Consider the following 21,679-nt stretch of genomic DNA (forward strand, 5'->3'; position numbering starts at 1 on the left):
TATTCCCGGGACCGGCTAGAGGCTGATGTGCTCCCGGAGACCATATTGAAGCGAAAACCTGGAGGTGGAATGCGGCTCGGACGCATTTGTAAAGTATTGACTGCTGCCGCAGCCCTAGCTCTTACCCTGAGTGCCTGCACTGGTACAGAGCCTGTGCCCAACGAATCCAGCGCCTCGCCTACGGTCACAGTGGGTGGCAATGTCACCGTTCTGGAGAGCACTCCTTTCTCCTCTTTTAACTCATCGAGTGTCACTGGCGGGTCTGCAACGAACACGCGGATTGAGGCAGCTACGCATTCGGGCTTCAACACCGTGGATAGTGATCTGTTGATCGTCAAAAATGAGAAATTCGGCAAGTATGAAAAGGTCAAGGACAAGCCCCTGACCATCAAATACACCATCAATGACGGTGTGCAGTGGTCAGACGGGGAACCTGTCACCGCCGATGATTTGATGCTCCAGTGGGCTGCGCTCTCAGGCTGGTACAACGACGCCGTCCTGGACGGGAACTTCTCCGTCACCTCAGGGACCGCATACTTCCATTCAGCCGGCGATCATTCAGGACTGGCGCAAACCGAGCGCCCTGTCATTAGTGATGACAGGAAATCGCTGACTCTGACCTACACCACAGCGTTTTCCGATTGGGAGACGGCATTGGGTTCCACGGTGTCCATTCCAGCGCACATTGTGGCCGTCCGGGCCGGACTGGCTGATGCTCCTGCCCTGTCCAGCGTGCTGGAGAGCGTGCAGCAGGGGGACCCCACCAAGCAGATTCCACCGAACCCCACGCTACGCAAGGTGGCTGACTTTTGGAATACGGGTTTTGATACCCGCAGCATGCCCAACCCGTCTCTGGCCCTCTCCAACGGCCCGTTTCTGGTCAAGGGCATCACCAAGGATAAGGAACTTATCCTGACCAGGAACGCCGATTACACCTGGGGTGACGCTCCGAACCTGGACACCCTCACCGTGCAATACGAGTCCGATCCTGACAAACAGGTGGCTGCCCTTGCTGCAGGGACAGCAGATGTCATATCCCCGCCCATGACCGCCGAGCGAAGTAGCGCACTTGAGGCACTCACATCTTCCGGTGTCAAGATCCAGCAGGGACAAGGACTCGGATTCGATCAGCTGGTGCTGAACTTTGAGGGTGTCTTTGCTCCGCTGGAAATCCGCCAGGCATTCCTGCACACAGTGCCGCGCCAAGACATTATTGACCAAGTAGCTGCACCCCTGGACCCCCAGGCCGAGGTGCTCAATTCCTTCGTGTTCCGTCCCGTGGAGGTGCCGTACAAGGAATCCTCCGGGAGCAATGGCAGCAAGCTTTTTGCCCCGGACGGTGTGGATCCTGACGGATTCATAGCCGCCAAAGAACTTCTCGACGGCGCCAAGCCCACGGTTCGCGTCCTCTACAACCGCGATGACCCGGAACGCCTTGCCGAGTATCAATTAGTGGCAGCCTCTGCCGCCAAGGCCGGTTTTACTGTGATGGATGCCGGAAAGAGCTCGAAAGAATGGATGGCAGCCCTGCGGGCGGGTGCCTTTGATGTGGCGCTGTATGGCTGGACCAGCAACCCCACGGGTTCCGACCAGGTGCCCCAAATTTTCCGTACAGCTGCCCCTTCAAACTTCAACAACTTTTCCAACACCGTGGTGGATCAGCTGACCGAGCAATTGGCCGTCAATCCTGATGGGGCCAAGCAGAACGCGCTCAAGATGCAAATTGATAAATTGGTCATGGACGCCGGATACGGGCTTCCGCTATTTCAGCGCAGTACCCTCAGCGCGACTGGGAAACACGTCTCCGGTGTGACCCACTCTCCTCTGGCCATTGGTCCGTGGGAGAGCATTGCCCACTGGGTCTACGTCAAATAGCCGCCAGATCGGCACCGCATATTGTGCACTATTAAAGGACCCTAAAAGTTTTGACTACTGAAGCTATCCCGGAAAGTGCTCTGCGGATCACTAGCCACGAAGTTCTGGCCTTGCTCTCCTTCAACCCGGGGGAGGGCGCTAGCCTGAGCCGCAGGGTCCTAGATTTGGCTGATCTGCCTCAGGACAGTGATCTGGTACGTGCCGGCCTGACTACGCTGGACGTGCGTGAGATGGCAGCGTCAGAGCAGAACGGCATCAACTTAGTGGGCGGCGCCCTGGTCCTCTCCGTTATTCTTTCCACAGCCGAGCAGTGGTTTGAGATCACTCAATACGGGGCCAGCTCAGACCTGCCAATTTATGTAGTGGATTCTCCGCACGGTTTGGCGGCACTGTTTTCACGCCCCTTGAGTCAGTACTTGTGTGTGCCGTTGCGGACCGGGCTTAACCCCTTGGCATTCGTGGCGCAAACCATCACCAGTGCTGCCGCCGATGCCAAAGGCAAGGGTGGCGGCTTAATAGCTGTGCGTCGTCACCGCCAGGGCCAGGAGGCGCTAGTGGCAAAGGTCAAGGTCAATGCTGACGGAACTGCTGAACTGGCAGGACCGCCGCTGACACAAGGTGGCCAAGCCACCCTTACTGTTCTAAATGGGAGCACAACACCTGGCGAGGCCGCGGTCAAAGCCCTGAACCAGAGCTGATGGCCGGCCCCCGGTCCCTGACTTGCCCGGGGAACTTTAGCTAGGTGGACTTCCAGTACCGCGCAGGTGGCCAAGCACCACAGCTGACCGTACCCAAGCACGACGGCGAGAGGTGAGTTTCGTCACGAAACTTAGCTAACGCTGTCGTGCTTTTGCGGCGGAAATCCGCCATTGTAGGTGTTTTCAAGGTGGCTTTGATGGCAGTTGTGGTGAAAAATTTGCCAATCATGGGATAAAGTGACTAGGCCGTATTTGTCAGTGCGACTAGAATAGTGTTATCTGCCGATTCTTCACGGCCAACCATCAATGTGACTTTCTGCTTTAGCCCTTCCGGGCCTGCAGCCGGGCCCAACTGAAACGAGTCTTCATCCATGAGCGATCTTTCTCTCAACACCGCCTCGCGCAATGACCTGCGCAACGTCGCCATCGTGGCGCACGTTGACCATGGCAAGACCACCCTGGTGGACGCCATGCTCAAGCAAACGCACTCATTTGCCGAACACGGCAACGTTGCTGAGCGCGTCATGGACTCCGGGGACCTGGAGCGCGAAAAGGGCATCACCATCTTGGCCAAGAACACCACGGTTGCCTACAATGGCCCGTCAGCCAACGGTGAAATCATGACCATCAACGTCATTGACACCCCCGGCCACGCCGACTTCGGTGGCGAAGTTGAGCGCGGTCTGTCCATGGTTGACGGCGTGGTTCTGCTCGTGGATTCCTCCGAGGGCCCGCTGCCGCAGACCCGCTTTGTGCTGCGGAAGGCACTTGCGGCCAAGCTCCCCGTGATCTTGCTGGTGAACAAGACCGACCGCCCCGATGCTCGCATCGACGAGGTTGTTGCAGAGTCCATGGACCTGCTCCTGGGCCTGGCTTCTGACATGGCGGACGAAGTTCCGGACTTGGATCTGGACGCCGTCTTGAACGTTCCGGTTGTCTACGCATCCGGCAAGCTGGGCCGTGCCTCCTTGACACAGCCCGAAAACGGTTCCGCTCCGGACAGCGAGGACCTTGAGCCCCTGTTCAAGACCATCATCGAGCACATCCCCGCTCCCAAGTACAACCCCGAGGGTGTCCTGCAGGCGCACGTCACCAACCTTGACGCTTCCCCCTTCCTGGGCCGTTTGGCTCTGCTGCGCATCTTCAACGGCACCCTGCACAAGGGCCAGACCGTTGCCTGGGCCCGTGCCGACGGCACCATCAAGCCCGTCAAGATCACCGAACTGCTGGCCACCCAGGCACTGACCCGTGTTCCTACCGAATCGGCTGGCCCCGGCGAAATCGTGGCTGTAGCCGGTATTGAAGACATCACCATTGGTGAGACCCTGACCGACATTGACAACCCGCAGCCGCTGCCGCTGATCACGGTTGACCCGCCGGCCATCTCCATGACCATCGGTATCAACACCTCCCCGCTGGCCGGCCGCGTCAAGGGCGCCAAGGTCACAGCACGCCAGGTCAAGGACCGCCTTGATCGCGAGCTCATCGGTAACGTTTCCCTGAAGGTTCTGCCCACCGAGCGTCCTGACGCTTGGGAAGTACAAGGACGTGGCGAATTGGCTCTGTCCATCCTCGTGGAGCAGATGCGCCGCGAAGGTTTCGAGCTGACTGTTGGCAAGCCGCAGGTTGTGACCAAGCAGGTTGACGGCAAGACTCACGAGCCGATGGAACACATGACCATCGACGTACCCGAGGAATACTTGGGCGGCGTCACCCAGCTGCTGGCAGCCCGCAAGGGCCGCATGGTCAACATGGCCAACCACGGCACCGGCTGGTGCCGCATGGAGTTCATTGTTCCGGCCCGTGGCTTGATCGGTTTCCGCACACGCTTCATGACCGACACCCGCGGTGCCGGTATTGCTGCCTCCATTTCCGAAGGCTACGAGGCGTGGGCCGGGCCCATCGAGTACCGCACCAACGGCTCGATCGTTGCTGACCGCACTGGTGTTGTCACCCCGTTCGCGATGATCAAGCTCCAGGAACGCATGAACTTCTTCGTGCAGCCCACCTCCGAGGTATACGAGGGCATGATCGTTGGCGAGAACTCACGCTCCGATGACATGGATGTGAACATCACCAAGGAAAAGCAGCTCACCAACATGCGTGCAGCTTCTTCGGATACCTTCGAGAACATGACCCCGCCGCGCAACCTTACGCTGGAAGAATCCCTGGAATTCGCCCGCGAAGACGAGTGCGTTGAGGTCACCCCGGAGTCCATCCGTATCCGCAAGCTGATCCTGAACGCTGGCGACCGTGCCAAGGCTTTCCGCGCCCGCGCCAAGGCCTAACAGCTTGGCCAAAGGGCCTGCCCATCCTGCAAACGCGGGGTAGGCAGGCCCTTTTTCTGCTCTGAGACTATGTCCTCGGGCCAATTACCATGGCTGTGGTCAAGGTCTCATCTCTATTACGATCCGCGTCGAAAGCGTTTAGTGGTACTTGCCAGTAACCAATGACGATAGCCTCTATGAGTATGAGTTAAGACACTGTCGGGTTCAATGATGAATTCCGTATCCGGTACAACCGGGTTTTGGCTCGAGTAAATCTCAAATAAGGAGGCGGAATGCGTTTCACAAGGACGTACAAAGCGCTAGGAGTTGCGGCTGTACTGGCCCTCTCACTGAGCGCCTGCGGTGGCGGTAGCAGCAATGACAGCACAGACGGCAGCAACGCCGGTGGTGACACCACTAAGGTGATCACAGCGAACACCACCGAGCCTGGCAACGGACTGTTGCCAGCCAACACCAACGAAGTAGGTGGTGGCCGTGTCATGGACCTGATCTTCTCCGGACTGGTTAGCTACGACGCCGATGGTGCAATTGTCAATGAACTTGCGGAGTCCATTGAGACCAAGGATTCCCAGAACTACACCATCAAGCTCAAGTCCGGTGAGACGTTCAGTGATGGCAGTGCCATCACTGCAGCAAGCTTTGTGGATGCCTGGAACTTCGGTGCCGCAGCCAAGAACGCGCAGCTGAACAGCTACTTCTTCGAGTCCATCAAGGGCTACGACAAGGTCTCCGCTGAAGGATCCACAGAGGACAAGATGGAAGGCCTGAAGGTTGTAGATGATACAACTTTCACGGTGGAGCTGGCACAGCCGGAATCGGATTTCCAGCTTCGCCTTGGCTATACAGCCTTCTACCCGCTACCCGCTACGGCCTATGACAACACCAAGTCATTCGGTGAGAACCCCGTTGGCAACGGCCCGTACAAGCTGGCAGCGGACGGCTGGAAGCACGAAATTTCCATCACGTTGGTTCCCAACGAGAAGTACAATGGACCACGCAAGGCCAAGAACGGAGGCGTGACATTCAAGATCTTCAACAACATGGACTCCGCCTATACCGAGGTTCAGTCCAACAACCTGGACATTCTGGACCAGGTGCCGCCGAGCGGCCTGCAGAACTTCAAGACTGACTTCGACGGACGCAATGTCAACCAGCCTTACGCTGGCAATGCCACGATGACCATCCCGTCATACCTGCCGGAATTCCAGGGCGAGGCCGGCCAGATGCGCCGCCAGGCCATCTCCATGGCCATTGACCGCCAGCAGATCATTGACAAGATTTTCTATGGCAACAAGAAGGTTGCTGCGGACTTCACCTCACCGGTCTTGGATGGCTACAACGCCAGCCTCCCCGGTGCTGATGTCCTGAAGTTTGATGCCGCTAAGGCCAAGGCCATGTGGGAAAAGGCTGACGCTATCAGTCCCTGGCCCGCAGGCAAGGTCTTCACCATCTCTTCCAACATCGATGGTGCCGGCAACAAGGAATACATCACGGCCATGGCCAACCAGATTTCCACCAACCTGGGAATCAAGGCAGAGTTGAACCCGATCGCCACGTTCAAGGAAATGCGCGCGCTGGTCAACTCCAAGAAGCTCACCGGTGCCTCACGAGCCGGCTGGCAGGCTGACTACCCGTCGCTGTACAACTTCCTCGGGCCGCTGTACGGTACCGGTGCAGGCTCCAACGATGGCAACTACAGCAATCCTGCTTTTGACGCCAAGTTGAAGGAAGGACTTTCTGCGACAAGCGTTGAAGCCGGCAACAAGCTGTTCAACGAATCCCAAGAAATCCTGCTCAAGGACCTGCCGGTTGTCCCCCTGTGGTACCAGGCTGTCCAGGGCGTGTGGAGCGAGAACGTCAACACCGTGCCCTTCGGTTGGAATGGTGTTCCGCTGTACTACGAAGTCACCGCTAAGTAACAACGGCGACACCCAAGCATGGACATAGTTATGGCATGAAAAAAAGGGGGACCCGGCCTTGACCCGGGTTCCCTTTTTTTCGTTCCCTAAACCATGCCCTGCCACACTCATACATTGCGACTGCTCGCGAACTACAACCCACGGGCGGTGTTCGCACACAGACAGCTAGTGAACAGGTAATTTGATGACTGAATTGTTCTTCCGACCGCAGACTGGGGTGAAACACCCATGTTGATGTTTACGCTCCGCCGCTTCTTGCAGTTGATCCCCGTGTTCTTCGGGGCAACCCTCCTGGTTTATTTTCTTGTTTTTGCTACACCTGGTGACCCCATCGCAGCCCTGTCCGGCGGCAAGCCTATGGCCCCAGCGGTGGAGGCAGCCCTGCGTGCGCAGTACAACCTCGACCAGCCCTTCTGGGTGCAGTATGGGCTCTATCTTAAAAACCTTGTGACGCTCAATCTTGGCCAGACCTTCTCCGGCCAGGAAGTTTCTGCTGTCATTGCCCGCGCCTACCCCGTCACCGCGCGGCTCGCCATCATGGCGCTGGCCTTCGAAACCGTGTTCGGCGTCCTCTTCGGCGTTATCGCGGGCCTGCGCAAGGGCAAGCTGTTTGACAGCACTGTCTTGGTGGCATCCCTAGTGGTCATCGCCATCCCCACCTTCGTCCTGGGCTTCGTGCTTCAGCTCGTGGTGGGTGTACAGCTCGGCTGGGCTAAGCCCACTGTCAGCGGATCGGCGCCTTGGAATGAACTGATTCTGCCTGCCGTGGTCTTGGGGCTCGTATCCTTGGCGTATGTGATTAGGCTGACCAGGGCATCCATCAGCGAGAATATGAACGCTGACTATGTCCGTACGGCCACCGCCAAGGGCCTGAGCCGCCGGCGCGTGGTGGTGGTCCACATCCTGCGTAACTCCCTCATCCCCGTAATCACCTTCCTAGGTGCTGACCTCGGCGCTCTCATGGGCGGTGCCATTGTCACGGAGGGCATTTTTAACGTCCCGGGCATTGGCAACCTGCTCTACAAGGCAATCCTGACGGGTGAAAGTGCCACGGTGGTTGCCGTAGTAAGCATCCTGGTAGTCGTGTTTGTGGTTGCCAACCTCGTTGTGGACCTTTTGTACGCCGTGCTAGACCCGAGGATTCGCTATGTCTGAGAACCTGAGCAATAAGAACGAACCGAGTAATCTGGGCTCGAAGTCCCTGCGTCTGGGCAAAACCTCCACACGCGTGATTGAGCATTACGTTGCACCGCTGGAGGAAACACCGCTTGCCGCAGTGGACAAGGTAGAGGAAGGCGGTGCCCCCCTCAGCTTGTGGGCGGAGGCCTGGCGCAACCTGCGCAAGCAACCGCTGTTCATCATCTCTGCGCTGCTGATTGTGCTGGTTGTTGTGGTGGCCGTCTTCCCTCAGTGGTTCGCAAGCGTGAGCCCCACGAGCTGCACGCTGAACGATTCGGCAGAAGGCCCGCGCCCCGGGCACCCGCTGGGCTTCACCCTTCAGGGGTGCGACGTTTATGCCCGCATGATCCACGGCACCCGGGCATCACTTACGGTGGGTATCTTCACCACCATCGGTGTGCTGATCATTGGTGGGATCATGGGTGCCCTCGCTGGCTACTACGGCGGCTGGCTAGATAACATCCTGGCTCGACTGACGGATGTCTTCTTTGCCTTGCCCTTGATCCTCGGTGCCATCATCATCAACCAGTTGCCCCTCTTCCGGGACAACAAGAGCGTGTGGACGGTTGTGATAGCACTAGTGACCTTCGGCTGGCCCCAAATTGCACGAATCACGCGCGGAGCAGTGATTGAAAACCGAAGCTCGGATTACGTCACGGCGTCCAAGGCCTTGGGGCTTTCGCCCTTCGGTGCGCTGGTGAAGCATGTACTGCCCAACTCCTTGGCCCCCATCATTGTGGTGGCCAGCATCTCCCTAGGCACCTTCATTGTTGCTGAGGCGACCTTGTCCTTCCTAGGTCTGGGACTTCCCCCGGGTGTCATGTCGTGGGGTAACGATATTTCCGATGCCCAGCCGCAAGTGCGCAACAACCCTGCGGTGCTGCTCTGGCCCGCGGCGGCACTGTCCGTGACCGTGCTGAGTTTCATCATGCTTGGTGACGCCCTGCGCGACGCCCTGGATCCCAAAGCTAGGAAGAGGTGATCGGCTTGTCCGGTTCCAACATGAACAAGTCCCCCCGTCCAGCAGCGCCGGGCATTGATGATGTCCCGCTGCTGGAAATCAGGGACCTAGCCATCACCTTTGACACGCAGGGTGGGGAAGTCCATGCTGTGCGCAATGCTCATCTGACGGTCATGCCCGGAGAAACAGTGGCAATCGTGGGGGAGTCCGGTTCGGGCAAATCCACCACGGCCCTGGCTGCTATTGGTCTGCTCCCCTCCAACGGGCGGGTAAGTGGAGGCCAGATCATCTTTGACGGTGAGGACATTACCCACGCCAGCGAGAAGCGGATCATTGAACTGCGAGGCAACTCGATCGGCATGGTTCCTCAGGACCCAATGTCCAACTTGAACCCGGTCTGGAAAATTGGGTTCCAAGTCAAGGAGACGCTCAAGGCCAACGGTTTGGCTGGCTCCAATTCCAAGGAACGCGTGGCGGAGGTACTCGCCGAAGCGGGACTGCCCGATGCAGCGGTACGCGCCAAGCAGTACCCCCATGAGTTCTCCGGAGGTATGCGCCAGCGCGCATTGATTGCCATTGGCTTGGCCTGCCGTCCACGCCTGCTCATTGCCGATGAACCCACTTCGGCGTTGGATGTGACGGTGCAGGGCCAGATCCTGGACCATCTTGACCGCATGACTACAGAGTTGAACACCGCCGTGCTGCTGATCACCCATGATCTCGGTTTGGCGGCGGAACGTGCCGAAAAGCTCGTGGTGATGTACAAAGGCCAGGTGGTGGAATCGGGGCCCGCACTGGAGATCCTGCGCAACCCGCGTCACCCGTACACGCAGCGCTTGGTGAACTCGGCGCCCTCACTGGCATCCAAACGGCTGCAGTCTGGGAAGGCGCGGGAGGCGCTGGCCGCAGCCGCGGCAGCAACCACCGTGGAAGTGAGCGAACCCGCCGATGTCAGGAAGATGGAAGCGGTAGCTCACGAAGGCGAGCTCAGCAGTCACAAGAAACCTGCGGGCCGGGGGGAGACCATCTTGGAAATCAAGAATCTAACCAAGGTCTTCAAGCTCCGCGGCTCGCTGGGTAAATCTACGGACTTCAAGGCCGTGGATAACGTTTCCTTCAGCGTCAAGCGCGGCACCACTATGGCGATTGTGGGCGAGTCTGGCTCCGGCAAGTCTACGGTGGCGCAGATGGCGCTGAGCCTGTTGGCACCCACTGAGGGAAGCATCCTGTTCGACGGGGTGGAGGTAAACACCCTGAAAGGGAAGGCGCTCTTTAACTTCCGCCGCCGGGTGCAGCCCATCTTTCAGGACCCGTACGGTTCTCTGGATCCGATGTTCAATATCTACCGCACTATTGAGGAGCCGCTGAAGATCCACAAAATTGGGAACGCCAAGTCGCGGGAGAAGAAGGTGCGCGAGTTACTGGATCAAGTATCCATGCCGTCCTCCACCATGCAGCGCTTTCCCAATGAGCTCTCCGGCGGTCAACGCCAGCGCATAGCAATTGCGCGGGCTCTGGCGTTAAACCCGGATGTCATCATCTGTGATGAGGCCGTCTCAGCGCTAGATGTATTGGTTCAGGCGCAGGTACTGAACCTGCTCAACGAGCTGCAGGAGGAACTGGGCCTGACATACCTCTTCATCACGCACGACCTCGCCGTGGTCCGCCAGATTGCGGACGATGTCTCCGTGATGCAGCACGGGCGGCTCGTTGAGCAGGCCACCACTGATGAGGTCTTCAACAATCCGCAGCAGAAGTACACGCAGGACCTGCTCAGCGCCATTCCCGGAGCGCAACTCCGAATCTAGCGCACAACGCAGTTACAGCATGAGCATGGCAAAGGCCGGCACACCCAGGGCAACCATTGCGGGGGTGCCGGCCTTTTGCTTACCCCGGCGCAGGACGGTGGCTGCCTGGGCCGGTAGATTAGAGGCATGACTTTCATCCCCGGCATGCCGGTCTCCGTACCCCTGCCCCTGCTTCCGGGGGTGGGCCAGGGTTCAACCATTATGTTCATCCACGCCCACCCTGACGACGAAACCATCGTCACCGGGGCCACCATGGCGGCCTGTTCCGCTGCCGGGGCCCGCGTGGTGCTGGTGACGTGTACGCGCGGTGAGCTGGGGGAGGTCATTCCTGCTGAGCTGGCCCATTTGGAAGTAGACCAGAGTGCGTTTGCGCTGGTCACGCACGCTTTCGAAGAGCAGGCTCTAGACGCCCGCGGCCAGGGGGAGGACCACGACGTAGCGGCCCCCGAGGGGGACACAGCGCCCGGTGCCGGGCTGGCCCAAGAACGTGAACGTGAGTTGGCTGCTGCGCTTTCGGCTTTGGGAGTCCACGAACACATGTGGCTGGGTCAGGGACTCACGGCGCCCGCCTCCGGCCCTGTTGTGTTCCGCGACTCCGGCATGGCGTGGGGTGCTGATGGCCGGGCCATGGCAGCTCCTGTAGTGCTGTCCGGTTCCTTCTCCCGGGAGCCGTTGGAGCAGGTTGCGCCCTTGCTGGCCGCTGCGATCCGTTCCCTACGCCCCGACGTGGTGGTCAGTTATGCCGCCGATGGCGGCTACGGCCACCCCGATCACGTCCGGACCCACCAGCTCACCATGGCAGCCCTTCGCGAAGCCGCCTCACCCGCCTCTTCTGCCGCCTCTTCTGGTGAAGGATCTGCCGGGCAGGATGAGTTAGCGGGCTGGACGGTACCCGCCGTGTACGCCATTGTCAGCGACCGGCCCGAACGTCCCCTTGCGGCAGGGGTGCCGCGAATAGCGGTGGCAGGGGATCTAGGCGCCAAGACGGCGGCCATGAAGGCTCACCGCACCCAGATCACAGTAGCGGGAGAGCGTTTTGCACTCTCCGATAACGTGTGGCGCAATATCTTCGCTACAGAGGAGTTCGTGGCCGTGGATCTGACACAGATTTATGGTGCCCCATGAGCGAGCCCGGTGGGATAGAAGCCCCGCAGTACCCGCGCCCGCCTAAGCGTTGGGCCCTCATTACAGCCGCTCTTGGCGCTGGGGTGGGCAGCGGATTGCTGGGCACCTCGCTGCACAGCCACGCGTGGTACGTGGGAACGGGGCCAACAGTAATCCCCTACGGTGCGGCCCTGGCACTGCTGCTAGTGGTGGCTGTGGCCCTCTATGTGGGGCTTTGGAGTAAGAACGCTTGGGTGTGTGTGCTCTGTGGTGCGGGCGCTTACATCACGGCTGGAGCCTTATCGCTGCAATTGGGCTCAGTGGGAATTATCACGGGCAATGTACAAGGCAGCGTGTGGATCTACGGGATTGCGATCATGTCACCGGTGGCGGCATGGCTCGCGTGGGCCGTTTTACGTTCGCAACGCAAATAACGGCGGCAGGATCGCAAGGGCGGTGGGATCGCAAAAGGGCCGGAGCTTTCAGCCGGTGGGCGGCGTTGGCAGACGCCTGCTGCGGCGAGGCGGGGGTGGGGGAACCTCCTTGGCGAGCTGGACGTCGTGGTAATTGATGGTGACGGAACCGGAACGGGTCAGAAGGGTGGCGCTGAGGCCATCACGGGAGCTCAGCTCGCCCAAGGCGTCGGTCAATCCGCCCTCAATCCTGTAACGAACCACCATGCGGGTGCCCAAAGGAAGCTGGGCGAGTCTCTCAAGTGCAGTGTTCACCTCTTCATACTAGGTCTCGCTAAGATGCGAGGGCGGCAGCGGTAGGGGATAATGGGAGGGCCGGTGGCGATTTGTGCCGGATTAGGACTTGCGAGGAAGGTTGGGGCCGTGACATACGTAATTGCGCAGCCGTGCGTTGATGTCAAAGACAAGGCATGTGTTGAGGAGTGCCCGGTTGACTGCATCTACGAAGGTGAACGCTCGCTCTATATCCACCCCGACGAGTGTGTTGACTGTGGCGCCTGTGAACCGGTGTGCCCCGTAGAGGCTATTTACTACGAGGATGACACCCCTGATGAGTGGGCCGAATACTACAAGGCCAACGTTGAATTCTTTGATGTTCTGGGGTCTCCGGGCGGTGCGGCAAAGATCGGCAACACGCACACCGATCACCCCATCATCGCGGCTCTTCCGCCGCAAAACCAGGATTAGTCGCTTAGGCGCCTAACAGCTCCCCTCTGAGCGCGAACCACAACCTGCGAACAGCAAGGACACCGTGAATCACAAGCCCTTTGGCCTCCAGCTTGCCGACTACCCGTGGGATGCGCTTGCCCCCTACCTTCAGACGGCCGCCAAGCACCCCGACGGGCTCGTCAACTTGTCTATTGGGACCCCGGTGGATGCCACCCCGGCCCTGGTTCAGCAAGCCCTCGCGGCTGCCGCAGATGCCCCGGGTTACCCCACAACGCATGGCACCCCGGCTCTGCGCGAAGCCATTGTGGAGTGGTTTGCGCGGCGTCGGAACGTTCCCGGGCTTTCCCCGGAGGATGTTATGCCCACCGTGGGGTCCAAGGAGATGGTGGCCTGGCTGCCGTTGTTGCTGGGCTTGGGTGCCGGAGATGTGGTGGTGCGGCCCACAGTCGCCTACCCCACCTATGACATGGGCGCTGTTTTTGCCGGGGCCACGAGTGTTGCTGCGGACTCCCTTGACGAGCTCGACGCCGAGACCCTCGCCAGGGTGCGTTTGGTCTGGGTCAACTCCCCGGGTAATCCCACGGGAATTGTCCGTGGCGTTGCCGAACTCGCGGCGTTGGTGGCAGCGGCACGTGAGGTTGGCGCCGTCGTAGCTTCAGATGAATGCTATGGCGAGCTGGGATGGGGGCCTTGGGACGAAGAAAACGGCGGCGAAGCTGTTCCCAGTGTGCTTGATCCGCGCGTTTGCGGCGGATCGCATGAGAATCTCTTGGCCGTTTACTCGCTGAGCAAGCAATCAAATGTTGCTGGCTACCGCGCGGCTTTCGTTGCTGGAGACAGTGCCATCATGGCCAATCTGGTCAACAGCCGCAAACATGCAGGCATGATTGTGCCAATGCCCGTGCAAGAGGCCATGCGTGTGGCTCTTGCCGATGAGCAGCATGTGCGCTTGCAGAAGGCGCTCTACCGGCGGCGGCGTGAGGCCTTGGTGGGTGCGCTGGAAGCCTTTGGGCTCACCATCCACCATTCCGAAGCCGGGCTGTACCTGTGGTGCACGGCGGGGGAGGACACCTGGAGCACCATCGGCCGCCTAGCCGAGTTGGGTATTGTTGCCGGACCGGGCACTTTTTATGGCGAAGCCGGGCACGGTTTTATCCGGGTAGCACTGACAGGAAGCGATGAGCGCATTGCGGCCGCCGTGACGCGGCTCAGTGCGAAATAGCCCACTTTTGGCGTATATTCCACACAAAATGCGCTCTGGATTAGTGTTGAAGGCACATAAAGCGGTAGTTTCATAGGTAGCCGTCCAGGCCACCGCACGCTTATGTTGCCAAGAATTATTGGGGATTTTTCGGTCCGGTGCGAGAATGCATCGCGGACGGAGAATTTTTAGAACTATTGAATGCCTTTTTCAAGGCCACCTCATGAAGGGGATTCCATGACTGATTCCACGAGCGCATCCCTGCGCTATGACGGCGGAGAGCTTGATCTTCCGGTCCTTGAAGCTGTCGAAGGTAACGCCGGATATGACGTTTCCAAGCTCCTGAAGACCACCGGGAACGTCACCTACGATCCCGGCTTCGTCAACACGGCCGCCACCTCCTCGGCCATCACCTTCATTGATGGTGACAAGGGCATTCTGCGGTACCGCGGTTACCCCATCGAAGAACTTGCCGAGCACTCCAGCTTTCTGGAAGTTTCCTACCTGCTCATTTACGGCAACCTGCCCACCCCGGCAGAGCTGGACGCGTTCGATCAGCGCATCCGCCGCCACACCATGCTCAACGAAGACCTCAAGGGTTTCTTCAACGGCTTCCCGCGCGACGCGCACCCCATGCCGGTGCTCTCTTCCGCCGTCTCGGCACTGTCCACCTTCTACCAGGATTCGTTGGACCCGTTCGACGACGAGCAGGTTGAGATGGCTACCATCCGCCTCATGGCCAAGATGCCCGTCATCGCCGCCTACGCGCACAAGAAGTCCATCGGCCAGCCCATGCTGTATCCGGATAACTCCATGAACCTGGTGGAGAACTACCTGCGCTTGTGCTTCGGTGTTCCCACAGAGCATTACGAGATGGACCCCGTAGTAGTCAAGGCTCTGGACCTGCTGCTGATCCTGCATGCAGATCACGAACAGAACTGCTCCACCTCCACGGTACGCATGGTGGGCAGCGCCAACGCCAACATGTTTGCCTCGGTCTCCGCAGGCATCAACGCACTCTTTGGCCCGCTGCACGGCGGCGCCAACGAGGCAGTGCTGAACATGCTCCGCCAGATCCAGGAGAGCGGCGAGCCCGTTGAGAAGTTCGTTGAGCGCGTCAAGAACAAAGAAGACGGTGTCAAGCTCATGGGCTTTGGACACCGCGTCTACAAGAACTACGATCCCCGCGCCAAGATCGTCAAGGCCACGGCCCACGAAATCCTGGAGAAGCTCGGCGGCAATGACGAGCTCCTCGAGATCGCCATGCGCCTAGAAGAGGTTGCCCTGACGGATGAATACTTCGTCTCCCGCAAGCTCTACCCGAACGTGGACTTCTACACCGGCCTGATCTACAAGGCCATGGGCTTCCCCGAGAAGATGTTCACGGTGCTGTTCGCCATTGGGCGCCTGCCGGGCTGGATTGCCCAGTGGCGCGAGATGATGAAGGACCCGGAGACGAAGATTGGCCGCCCACGCCAGTTGTACACAGGCGAACCGGAACGCATGTACCCCTCGCGGTGAAACCACAATAGTTAAGTATGGCTGCGGTGGGAGGCTTTCCCTTGGGGAGGGCCTCCCACCGTTTTCTCATGTATTACCTGCGACGAAAGCAAATAATATGAAAATGTCTACCCTGTTGCTGCACACGTTTTCCATGGCTTTCCCCATTGTTGTTGTGGTCCTGGGCGTCATGGTGCTGATTGGCAAGAGCGTGTTCCTGCCCTGGTTTATTGGCTCGCTTATCATCATGATCGTGCTGTTGGTGTTGCTGCGCCGGGACAAGAAGAAAGCCGGGGCAGCCGGCAAGTAGCAGCCCCGGCTCCCTTGCACTGGGTATATGTGAGACATCTGTGCTAAAACAGTAGAGTGCCGAAAATTGTAGATGCGGATGACCGCCGTGAACTTGTTGCAGATGCCGTCTTCAGGGTTATGCAGGAGCGGGGGATGGCACAAGCCTCGCTACGTAACGTGGCGGCTGAGGCCGGTTTGGCGTTGGGGTCCGTGCGGCATTATTTTGAGAACCAAGCGGAATTGATGGAGTTTGCTTTTCGGGTCAATTCCGAGCGAATTCACCTGCGCGCCCTTGATAAGTTGGTGGAGCTGGAGGAAACGGAACTGCCCACGGAGCCTGCGGACTTGCTCGAGAAATGTGCAGGCGTTTTGGAAGAGCTTTTGCCTCTTGATGCCGCAAGCAGTGCTGACGCTGTGGTACATATGGAATTTTTGCTTTACGCCCGCACCAACAGCCTGCTCTTTGATGCGGCTCAGGACGATTACCGGGCCACCGGCGCGGTGGTGGGACGGGTAGTGCTGCAATTGCTGGAAAACCCCTTGGCTGTGCCGGGGCTGGTTCCCGTGGATGAGGCGGAACGTCTCATGGGATTGTTGGACGGGCTGAGCCTGCGGATGGTTCTACAACCCGCATGGGCGCCACCAGCACAGGGTCAGAGCACCTTGCGCCGCCACCTGCTCTCCTTGCTCGTTTCCTAATATGTGCCACAAATGCCCGTATGCGGGACACCATGTAGTTAGTTGAGTGTGTCTGGGGTCTGCAGACCGGGCAATTTCCCTAACTATGGCGTGGCCAAGCGAGTAGTCTTGAATATGGGATTGTTGCACCTCCCATGCAACGGTTGGAGGAGATTGCCATGCATCACACCGGTGGCCCAGGGTGGCGGATTACCATGGATACCTGCACACCCATGCTCATGGCCTTGTACTTCCGTGATGTGGCTGGCCTGTTGGGTGCGGGAACACCCTCACTGTCCCAAGTGGCTCCGGCCGTACGGTCAGCGGACCATTCCCTCTTGATCTCCGGGGTAGGCGGTGACGATGCTTTGCGGGCCCAATGGGAGTATTGGTGGAGCCTGCTGCTGCAGGCGATACCTGACCATGCACCAAGCCTGAGCCCCCCGGATTTTCCGGAGCTTGCCGGTATGCCCGCACTCCAACGTGTGGCCCATGCCCACTTTGGCTCAGCCGTAAGCTGGTCCAGGGAACAAGCTCAAGTGTATTCAAGCATGGCCGCTCAGCGCGAGACCATGGGCGCGCACAAGATCCTGGCAGATCTGGTGCAGAACAGGGAAATGGAACTGGGACGCAGCTCCAGAGACTTCACCTTGATCATTGTGGAAGTTCCGCTGGCTGAGCCGCGGGCCTGGTTCATTGAACCCAACAGGTTGATCATGAGCTCGCATCTGCTCGACGATCCGGATAATTTCCGCAGCTACGTCCAACCGGTGGTGAATCTGCTGGTGTGAGGAAGCTCCGGCTCGGGGCAGGAGCCCGCCACGCTAGTTCAGGTGCAAGCTTTCATTCAGGGCCACTGTGGTGCCGTGGCGAGGAAGTACCTCCACGCCGCCTGAGCTGGAGTTGCGGCGGAAAAGCAGGTTGGGTACACCGGAGAGTTCACTGGCCTTGACTATCACGGACGTGTCCTTGTCATTACTACCGCTGTCATTCTTGGTACTGGCATCCTTGGTGCCCATGACCCTAACCCGGGTTCCGGCGGTAACGTACAGACCCGCCTCCACCACGGAGTCATCCCCGATGCTGATGCCCACACCTGCATTGGCGCCGAGCAGAACGCGTTCGCCCAGAACCACCCGTTGCACTCCGCCACCGGAGAGGGTGCCCATGATGGAGGCACCACCACCAACATCTGTGCCGTTGCCCACCACAACGCCGGCTGAGATGCGGCCTTCCACCATGGAGGCGCCTAGTGTTCCGGCGTTGAAATTCACAAAGCCCTCATGCATCACAGTGGTGCCCGCAGCCAGATAAGCGCCCAGACGGACCCTATCTGCGTCTCCTATTCGCACGCCTGTTGGGATCACGTAATCCACCATGCGGGGGAATTTGTCCACCGAGAAGACGGTGACTGCACCGCGCCGGCGAAGCCTGGCCCGGGTCATTTCAAAACCATCCACGGCGGCCGGGCCAAAGTTGGTCCACACCACATTGTTGAGTTTGCCGAAGATGCCGTCCAGGTTGATGCTGTTCGGGGTGATAAGCCTGTGTGAGAGCAGATGCAGGCGCAGGTAGGCGTCAGGTGCATCGACTGGTTCGGCGTCGAGGTTGATTTGGACGAAGACCACGCTCTGGTGCACGCCCCTGTCCTGATCCGTGCCCAGCTCGGCTAGGGCGCACAGCTCCGGACTCGCTTCGGGAGTGCTGCCCAGCGCCTCGGTGGCCAAGCCCAGCGCGGGGTCTGGGAACCATACATCGAGCACAGCCCCCGCATCAGTGATCGTGGCAAGGCCAAAGCCATGGGCGGAACGGTCGGGCAGGGCAGCTGATTCGGTCATGGCCTTAGTTTATCGGCAACTTTGCCACTGAACTTTACTACTCAACCGTGAACGTGATGGAGTGCCAGCCGGTGGAACCATCGGGCTCCGGCGGTGCCTGCTTCTCAATTTGCATCTCGCCGGCGCCGTTGTAGGCACGTACTTGTACCTTGTGAGTTCCGGATGTAGCGCCTTCCCAGTAGTAAGACCATTGGCGCCAGGTGTCTATTGAGGCTTCATCAGCCAATGTTGCAAGCTGCCAGCCATTGTTGTCCACTTGGACTTCAACCTTGGAGATGCCGGATTGCTGGGCCCAGGCGCTGCCGCCGATCGCGACCTTTCCGGCCGGCACACGGGCCAGCGCACGGGGAACTTCCACCCGGGAAGCGGTCTTAATAGGCCCATGCGAGGACCAGCCGCGGGAGGTCCAATATCCTGACATTTGTTCGAAGGTGGTGACTTCAAGGTCAACCACCCACTTGGTTGCGGAGACAAATCCATACAACCCCGGAACCACCATGCGGACAGGGAAACCGTGGTCCACTGGTAGCGGTTCACCATTCATGCCCACAGCCAGCAAAGCCTCACGGTCGTCCTGCAAAGCGGGAAGGGGAGTGGAGGCGCTGAAACCGTCAATGCTCGTTGACAAGACCATGTCAGCCCCATCCTTGGGCTTCGCACGGGCCATGATCTCCCGCAACGGGTAGCCAAGCCACTTAGCATTTCCTGCCAAGTTTCCACCAACAATATTGGAAACACAGGTCAGAGTAACGTATGACTCCACAAGATCTTGCGCCAGGAGCTCATCAAAGGTCATGGTGAATTCGTTTTCAACCATGCCGTGCACACGCAATGACCAGCTGGTGGGGTCAACATCCGGCGGCACCAAAGCAGTGTCGATACGGTAGAAATCCTTATTGGCAGTGACGAAGGGGGTAACTCCCTCTACGGGTGCCTGAACGCCAGCGGGCAGAGCGGCCGCCTTGCTCTTCGCGGAGGGCAGCTTCAAGGCTTCGCGGAAAGCTACGGTGGTGTTGCGTGCGCTGGTCAGCGCCCTGCCACCCAGGCCAACTACAACGGCCACACCCGCCAGTGCAGCGGAGCGGACCAAGAATGCGCGCCTGCTGGTTCCGGTGTTTAGATCACTCTGGCCCTCTTGTTCAGTCTCTGCAGAGGTGCCCTGGCGTGTGGAGATAGCGCGTATGAGCAAACGCAGTGCCCAGAGTCCGGCTGCGGTGCCCAGAACCAAGGGTATAAGATCCAAAGTATCTGCGCCGGCTCGTGAAATCACGCACAATCCCATGACGACGGCGAAAGCCACCACCGCAGAGGCGCCTGCCATGAGGTTCTTGCGGGCCAACAAACCTGCCACAGCAGCCAAAATTACTGCGCCGATGACCAGGGAGATCAAGAGGACCAATTTGTCATTGGTTCCAAAAGTTGCAATGGCAAAGTTCTTCATCCAGGCCGGAGTGAAGTCAATAAATGTGGCTCCCACGGACGTTAGTGGGGAAGCTGCCGGCCCAAAGAATCCCGAGAAGAGTTCTGCCACTCCGAAGAGAAGTCCTGCTGAAACCACACCTGCCAACGATGCGAAAAATCTGCCTTGCCAGTCAGTTTTTCTGGCGGAATTGCCCTGCTTAGCCATCAGAGGCTCCTTAAAACGGTTGCTTGGCTACCGCAGTCTCTGACGGTAGATGTACTTAGTGGTACTTCGGAGCCAAGCCGCCGTCGGATTGCTGCCGCGACGGCATTTATTCAGAGAATAAACCCGTTAGAGTGACTGCACTACCACCGGTGTGGTGGTGGGGGTGGGGGAACCTCCGGTGGGCTCAACGGTGATGCCAATATGTGTGGCACCGCCCATAGGGCCCTGAAGGATCGCCATGGCCGGCACTGTGGGAGTGTCATTTACCATGGTCCCGGCAGGCACTGCACCTGCAGCCGAGATGAACCACATCTCATAAACTTTATCTGTGGGCAGTGGGGGCAGGCTCTGGACCATCACGGCTGCTTTGTTAGCCTTGACCGAGGAAGCTACCGTTACCGATCCGCCGTCGGACAAGCTGGTGGTGGCGATCTTGGCATCGGCGGAACCCACTATGGCCAACATGGCGTCCTGCTGCTCCTGGGAAGCCTCTTGCTGCTTTTGGAGAGCAACAATTTTCGCTGCCATAGCTTTTTGATTACTCGATTGGCCGGCAACCCAGCCGCCCACACCAACACCACCGAAAATAAGCAGTGCTGCTGCGGCGCTCAGAGTCGGAACCCAGCGGGTACGCCGCGCGTCGGCCGTTTTTGCGGGGTGCCGTGTATCCCGGTCACCCGTTCCTGAATGAGAACCCTTGGCAGAGTTAATATCTCGGACCACTGACGTGGCCGGGAGCTGGCGGGTATTGCGAATAGCCGCCATAAGATCCGCCTTCAAGGCCGGAGGAGGAGTTTCTTCATCTGTACCATAGGCCAGAAGGGAAGCTGTTGCGCTGAGGGAGCGAACTTCTTCCAGGGTCTGAGAATCTGTTAAGGCGTAGCGCTCAAAGTCTTGGCGTTCACCCTCGTCCAGAGCATTGAGGGCATAAGAGCCTGTCAGGAGGTGCAGTTGCTGTTCCATTATGCCACTCCCAATCTGTCTCGAAGCCTGATCATGCCGTCACGAATCCTTGTTTTAACAGTCCCTACCGGGATTTTGAGAAAGTCAGCTACCTCTTGGTGTGTGTATCCACCGTAGTAGGCCAACCTGATTGCTTCCTGTTGCGGTGCTGTCAAGGTTTCCAGAGCTTTATTGACACGTTCGGCTTCCAACCGTGTTTCCACGGTGTCAGCAACGTCGTCATAGCTTTCTTGGAATTCCTTGATGCCTTGGCGTAGGTCCCGGTCGCTGCTGGCTTGGCTAGCCCGGACCTTATCCACTGCCTTGCGGTGCGCAATGACGAGAATCCAAGAGATGGCCTTGCCGCGGTCTGCGTCATACCGGGAAGCCTGGGTCCAAATGTCGATAAAGACTTCTTGGGTGACTTCTTGGCTTTGTGCTGGGTCTCTCACAACACGGCGCACCAGACCGAAAACTCGGGGTGCTACGGCGTCGTAGAGTTCGGCGAAGGCCGCCTCGTCGCCTAGGGCGACGAGGCGGATGAGGTCCTCATGGGTTGGCGGTGCCAGAGTGTCCACGGATCGTAGCCAAGGTATACGCATTGCCTCTACCTTGTCACGATCTGTGG

General features: G+C 59.0%; 20 protein-coding genes. 15 read left to right on the top strand and 5 right to left on the bottom strand.

The window, feature by feature from the left end:
* Nucleotides 1-69 precede the first annotated feature (69 nt).
* From ABIB48_RS15490 to ABIB48_RS15530, 9 genes are all read left to right on the top strand, one after another.
* Nucleotides 70-1,875 (top strand): ABC transporter family substrate-binding protein, encoded by a 1,806-nt coding sequence (locus ABIB48_RS15490; protein ID WP_354213556.1) that lies wholly within the window; start codon nucleotides 70-72, stop codon nucleotides 1,873-1,875.
* 50 nt (nucleotides 1,876-1,925) lie between these two features.
* Nucleotides 1,926-2,573, top strand: a complete 648-nt coding sequence (locus tag ABIB48_RS15495; RefSeq protein ID WP_110107236.1) for a hypothetical protein — start codon at nucleotides 1,926-1,928, stop codon at nucleotides 2,571-2,573.
* 371 nt (nucleotides 2,574-2,944) lie between these two features.
* Nucleotides 2,945-4,861, top strand: coding sequence for a translational GTPase TypA (typA, locus tag ABIB48_RS15500; RefSeq protein ID WP_110107235.1), 1,917 nt, complete (start codon nucleotides 2,945-2,947; stop codon nucleotides 4,859-4,861).
* 272 nt (nucleotides 4,862-5,133) lie between these two features.
* On the top strand, nucleotides 5,134-6,780 hold the full coding sequence (locus ABIB48_RS15505) for a peptide ABC transporter substrate-binding protein (RefSeq protein WP_110107234.1): 1,647 nt from the start codon (nucleotides 5,134-5,136) through the stop codon (nucleotides 6,778-6,780).
* A gap of 228 nt (nucleotides 6,781-7,008) precedes the next feature.
* Entirely contained in the window at nucleotides 7,009-7,935 is a 927-nt protein-coding gene (locus ABIB48_RS15510) for an ABC transporter permease (protein WP_110107233.1), read from the top strand.
* Nucleotides 7,928-8,941, top strand: coding sequence for an ABC transporter permease (locus ABIB48_RS15515; protein WP_354213557.1), 1,014 nt, complete (start codon nucleotides 7,928-7,930; stop codon nucleotides 8,939-8,941). The genes ABIB48_RS15510 and ABIB48_RS15515 overlap by 8 nt, the downstream gene beginning before the upstream one ends.
* Nucleotides 8,942-8,961: 20 nt before the next feature.
* Nucleotides 8,962-10,728, top strand: a complete 1,767-nt coding sequence (locus tag ABIB48_RS15520) for a dipeptide ABC transporter ATP-binding protein (RefSeq protein ID WP_354213558.1) — start codon at nucleotides 8,962-8,964, stop codon at nucleotides 10,726-10,728.
* Between the two features lie 126 nt (nucleotides 10,729-10,854).
* Nucleotides 10,855-11,853 carry a PIG-L family deacetylase gene (locus tag ABIB48_RS15525; protein WP_354213559.1) on the top strand — a complete coding sequence of 333 codons (999 nt, stop codon included), beginning with the start codon at nucleotides 10,855-10,857 and terminating at the stop codon, nucleotides 11,851-11,853.
* The gene (locus ABIB48_RS15530) at nucleotides 11,850-12,266 is read left to right on the top strand and encodes a hypothetical protein (RefSeq protein WP_354213560.1); all 417 of its coding nucleotides are present in this window, start codon (nucleotides 11,850-11,852) and stop codon (nucleotides 12,264-12,266) included. The genes ABIB48_RS15525 and ABIB48_RS15530 overlap by 4 nt, the downstream gene beginning before the upstream one ends.
* Nucleotides 12,267-12,314: 48 nt before the next feature.
* Here the strand turns inward: ABIB48_RS15530 and ABIB48_RS15535 are convergent, their stop codons facing one another.
* Nucleotides 12,315-12,560: a putative acetyltransferase gene (locus ABIB48_RS15535; protein ID WP_245932277.1), complete on the bottom strand. Its 246-nt coding sequence runs from the start codon at nucleotides 12,558-12,560 to the stop codon at nucleotides 12,315-12,317.
* Between the two features lie 108 nt (nucleotides 12,561-12,668).
* Between ABIB48_RS15535 and fdxA the strand changes: the two genes are divergently transcribed.
* The 6 genes from fdxA (at nucleotide 12,669) to ABIB48_RS15565 (ending at nucleotide 17,435) form a co-directional block, all read left to right on the top strand.
* Nucleotides 12,669-12,992, top strand: coding sequence for a ferredoxin (fdxA, locus tag ABIB48_RS15540; protein WP_110107230.1), 324 nt, complete (start codon nucleotides 12,669-12,671; stop codon nucleotides 12,990-12,992).
* A 64-nt stretch (nucleotides 12,993-13,056) separates the two neighbouring features.
* Entirely contained in the window at nucleotides 13,057-14,196 is a 1,140-nt protein-coding gene (gene dapC / locus ABIB48_RS15545; protein ID WP_354213561.1) for a succinyldiaminopimelate transaminase, read from the top strand.
* 216 nt (nucleotides 14,197-14,412) lie between these two features.
* Nucleotides 14,413-15,696 (top strand): citrate synthase, encoded by a 1,284-nt coding sequence (locus ABIB48_RS15550; protein ID WP_110107228.1) that lies wholly within the window; start codon nucleotides 14,413-14,415, stop codon nucleotides 15,694-15,696.
* A gap of 103 nt (nucleotides 15,697-15,799) precedes the next feature.
* The gene (locus tag ABIB48_RS15555; protein ID WP_110107227.1) at nucleotides 15,800-15,985 is read left to right on the top strand and encodes a hypothetical protein; all 186 of its coding nucleotides are present in this window, start codon (nucleotides 15,800-15,802) and stop codon (nucleotides 15,983-15,985) included.
* 56 nt (nucleotides 15,986-16,041) lie between these two features.
* Nucleotides 16,042-16,665, top strand: coding sequence for a TetR/AcrR family transcriptional regulator (locus ABIB48_RS15560; protein WP_354213562.1), 624 nt, complete (start codon nucleotides 16,042-16,044; stop codon nucleotides 16,663-16,665).
* Nucleotides 16,666-16,823: 158 nt separating this feature from the next.
* Nucleotides 16,824-17,435 carry a hypothetical protein gene (locus tag ABIB48_RS15565; RefSeq protein WP_354213563.1) on the top strand — a complete coding sequence of 204 codons (612 nt, stop codon included), beginning with the start codon at nucleotides 16,824-16,826 and terminating at the stop codon, nucleotides 17,433-17,435.
* 33 nt (nucleotides 17,436-17,468) lie between these two features.
* On the opposite strand, the gene dapD is transcribed toward ABIB48_RS15565, so the two are convergent.
* The 4 genes from dapD to sigK all read right to left on the bottom strand — a co-directional run bounded on the left by dapD (nucleotide 17,469) and on the right by sigK (nucleotide 21,653).
* On the bottom strand, nucleotides 17,469-18,482 hold the full coding sequence (gene dapD, locus ABIB48_RS15570) for a 2,3,4,5-tetrahydropyridine-2,6-dicarboxylate N-succinyltransferase (RefSeq protein WP_110107225.1): 1,014 nt from the start codon (nucleotides 18,480-18,482) through the stop codon (nucleotides 17,469-17,471).
* Nucleotides 18,483-18,519: 37 nt separating this feature from the next.
* The gene (locus tag ABIB48_RS15575; protein WP_354213564.1) at nucleotides 18,520-20,109 is read right to left on the bottom strand and encodes a molybdopterin-dependent oxidoreductase; all 1,590 of its coding nucleotides are present in this window, start codon (nucleotides 20,107-20,109) and stop codon (nucleotides 18,520-18,522) included.
* Nucleotides 20,110-20,235: 126 nt separating this feature from the next.
* Nucleotides 20,236-21,072, bottom strand: coding sequence for an anti-sigma factor (locus ABIB48_RS15580; RefSeq protein ID WP_354213565.1), 837 nt, complete (start codon nucleotides 21,070-21,072; stop codon nucleotides 20,236-20,238).
* Nucleotides 21,072-21,653: an ECF RNA polymerase sigma factor SigK gene (gene sigK, locus ABIB48_RS15585; protein ID WP_315913323.1), complete on the bottom strand. Its 582-nt coding sequence runs from the start codon at nucleotides 21,651-21,653 to the stop codon at nucleotides 21,072-21,074. Before sigK ends, ABIB48_RS15580 begins: the two co-directional genes overlap by 1 nt.
* Nucleotides 21,654-21,679 lie beyond the last annotated feature (26 nt).

The sequence above is a fragment of the Arthrobacter sp. UYCu511 genome, assembly GCF_040547105.1.
GTDB lineage: Bacteria > Actinomycetota > Actinomycetes > Actinomycetales > Micrococcaceae > Specibacter > Specibacter psychrochitiniphilus.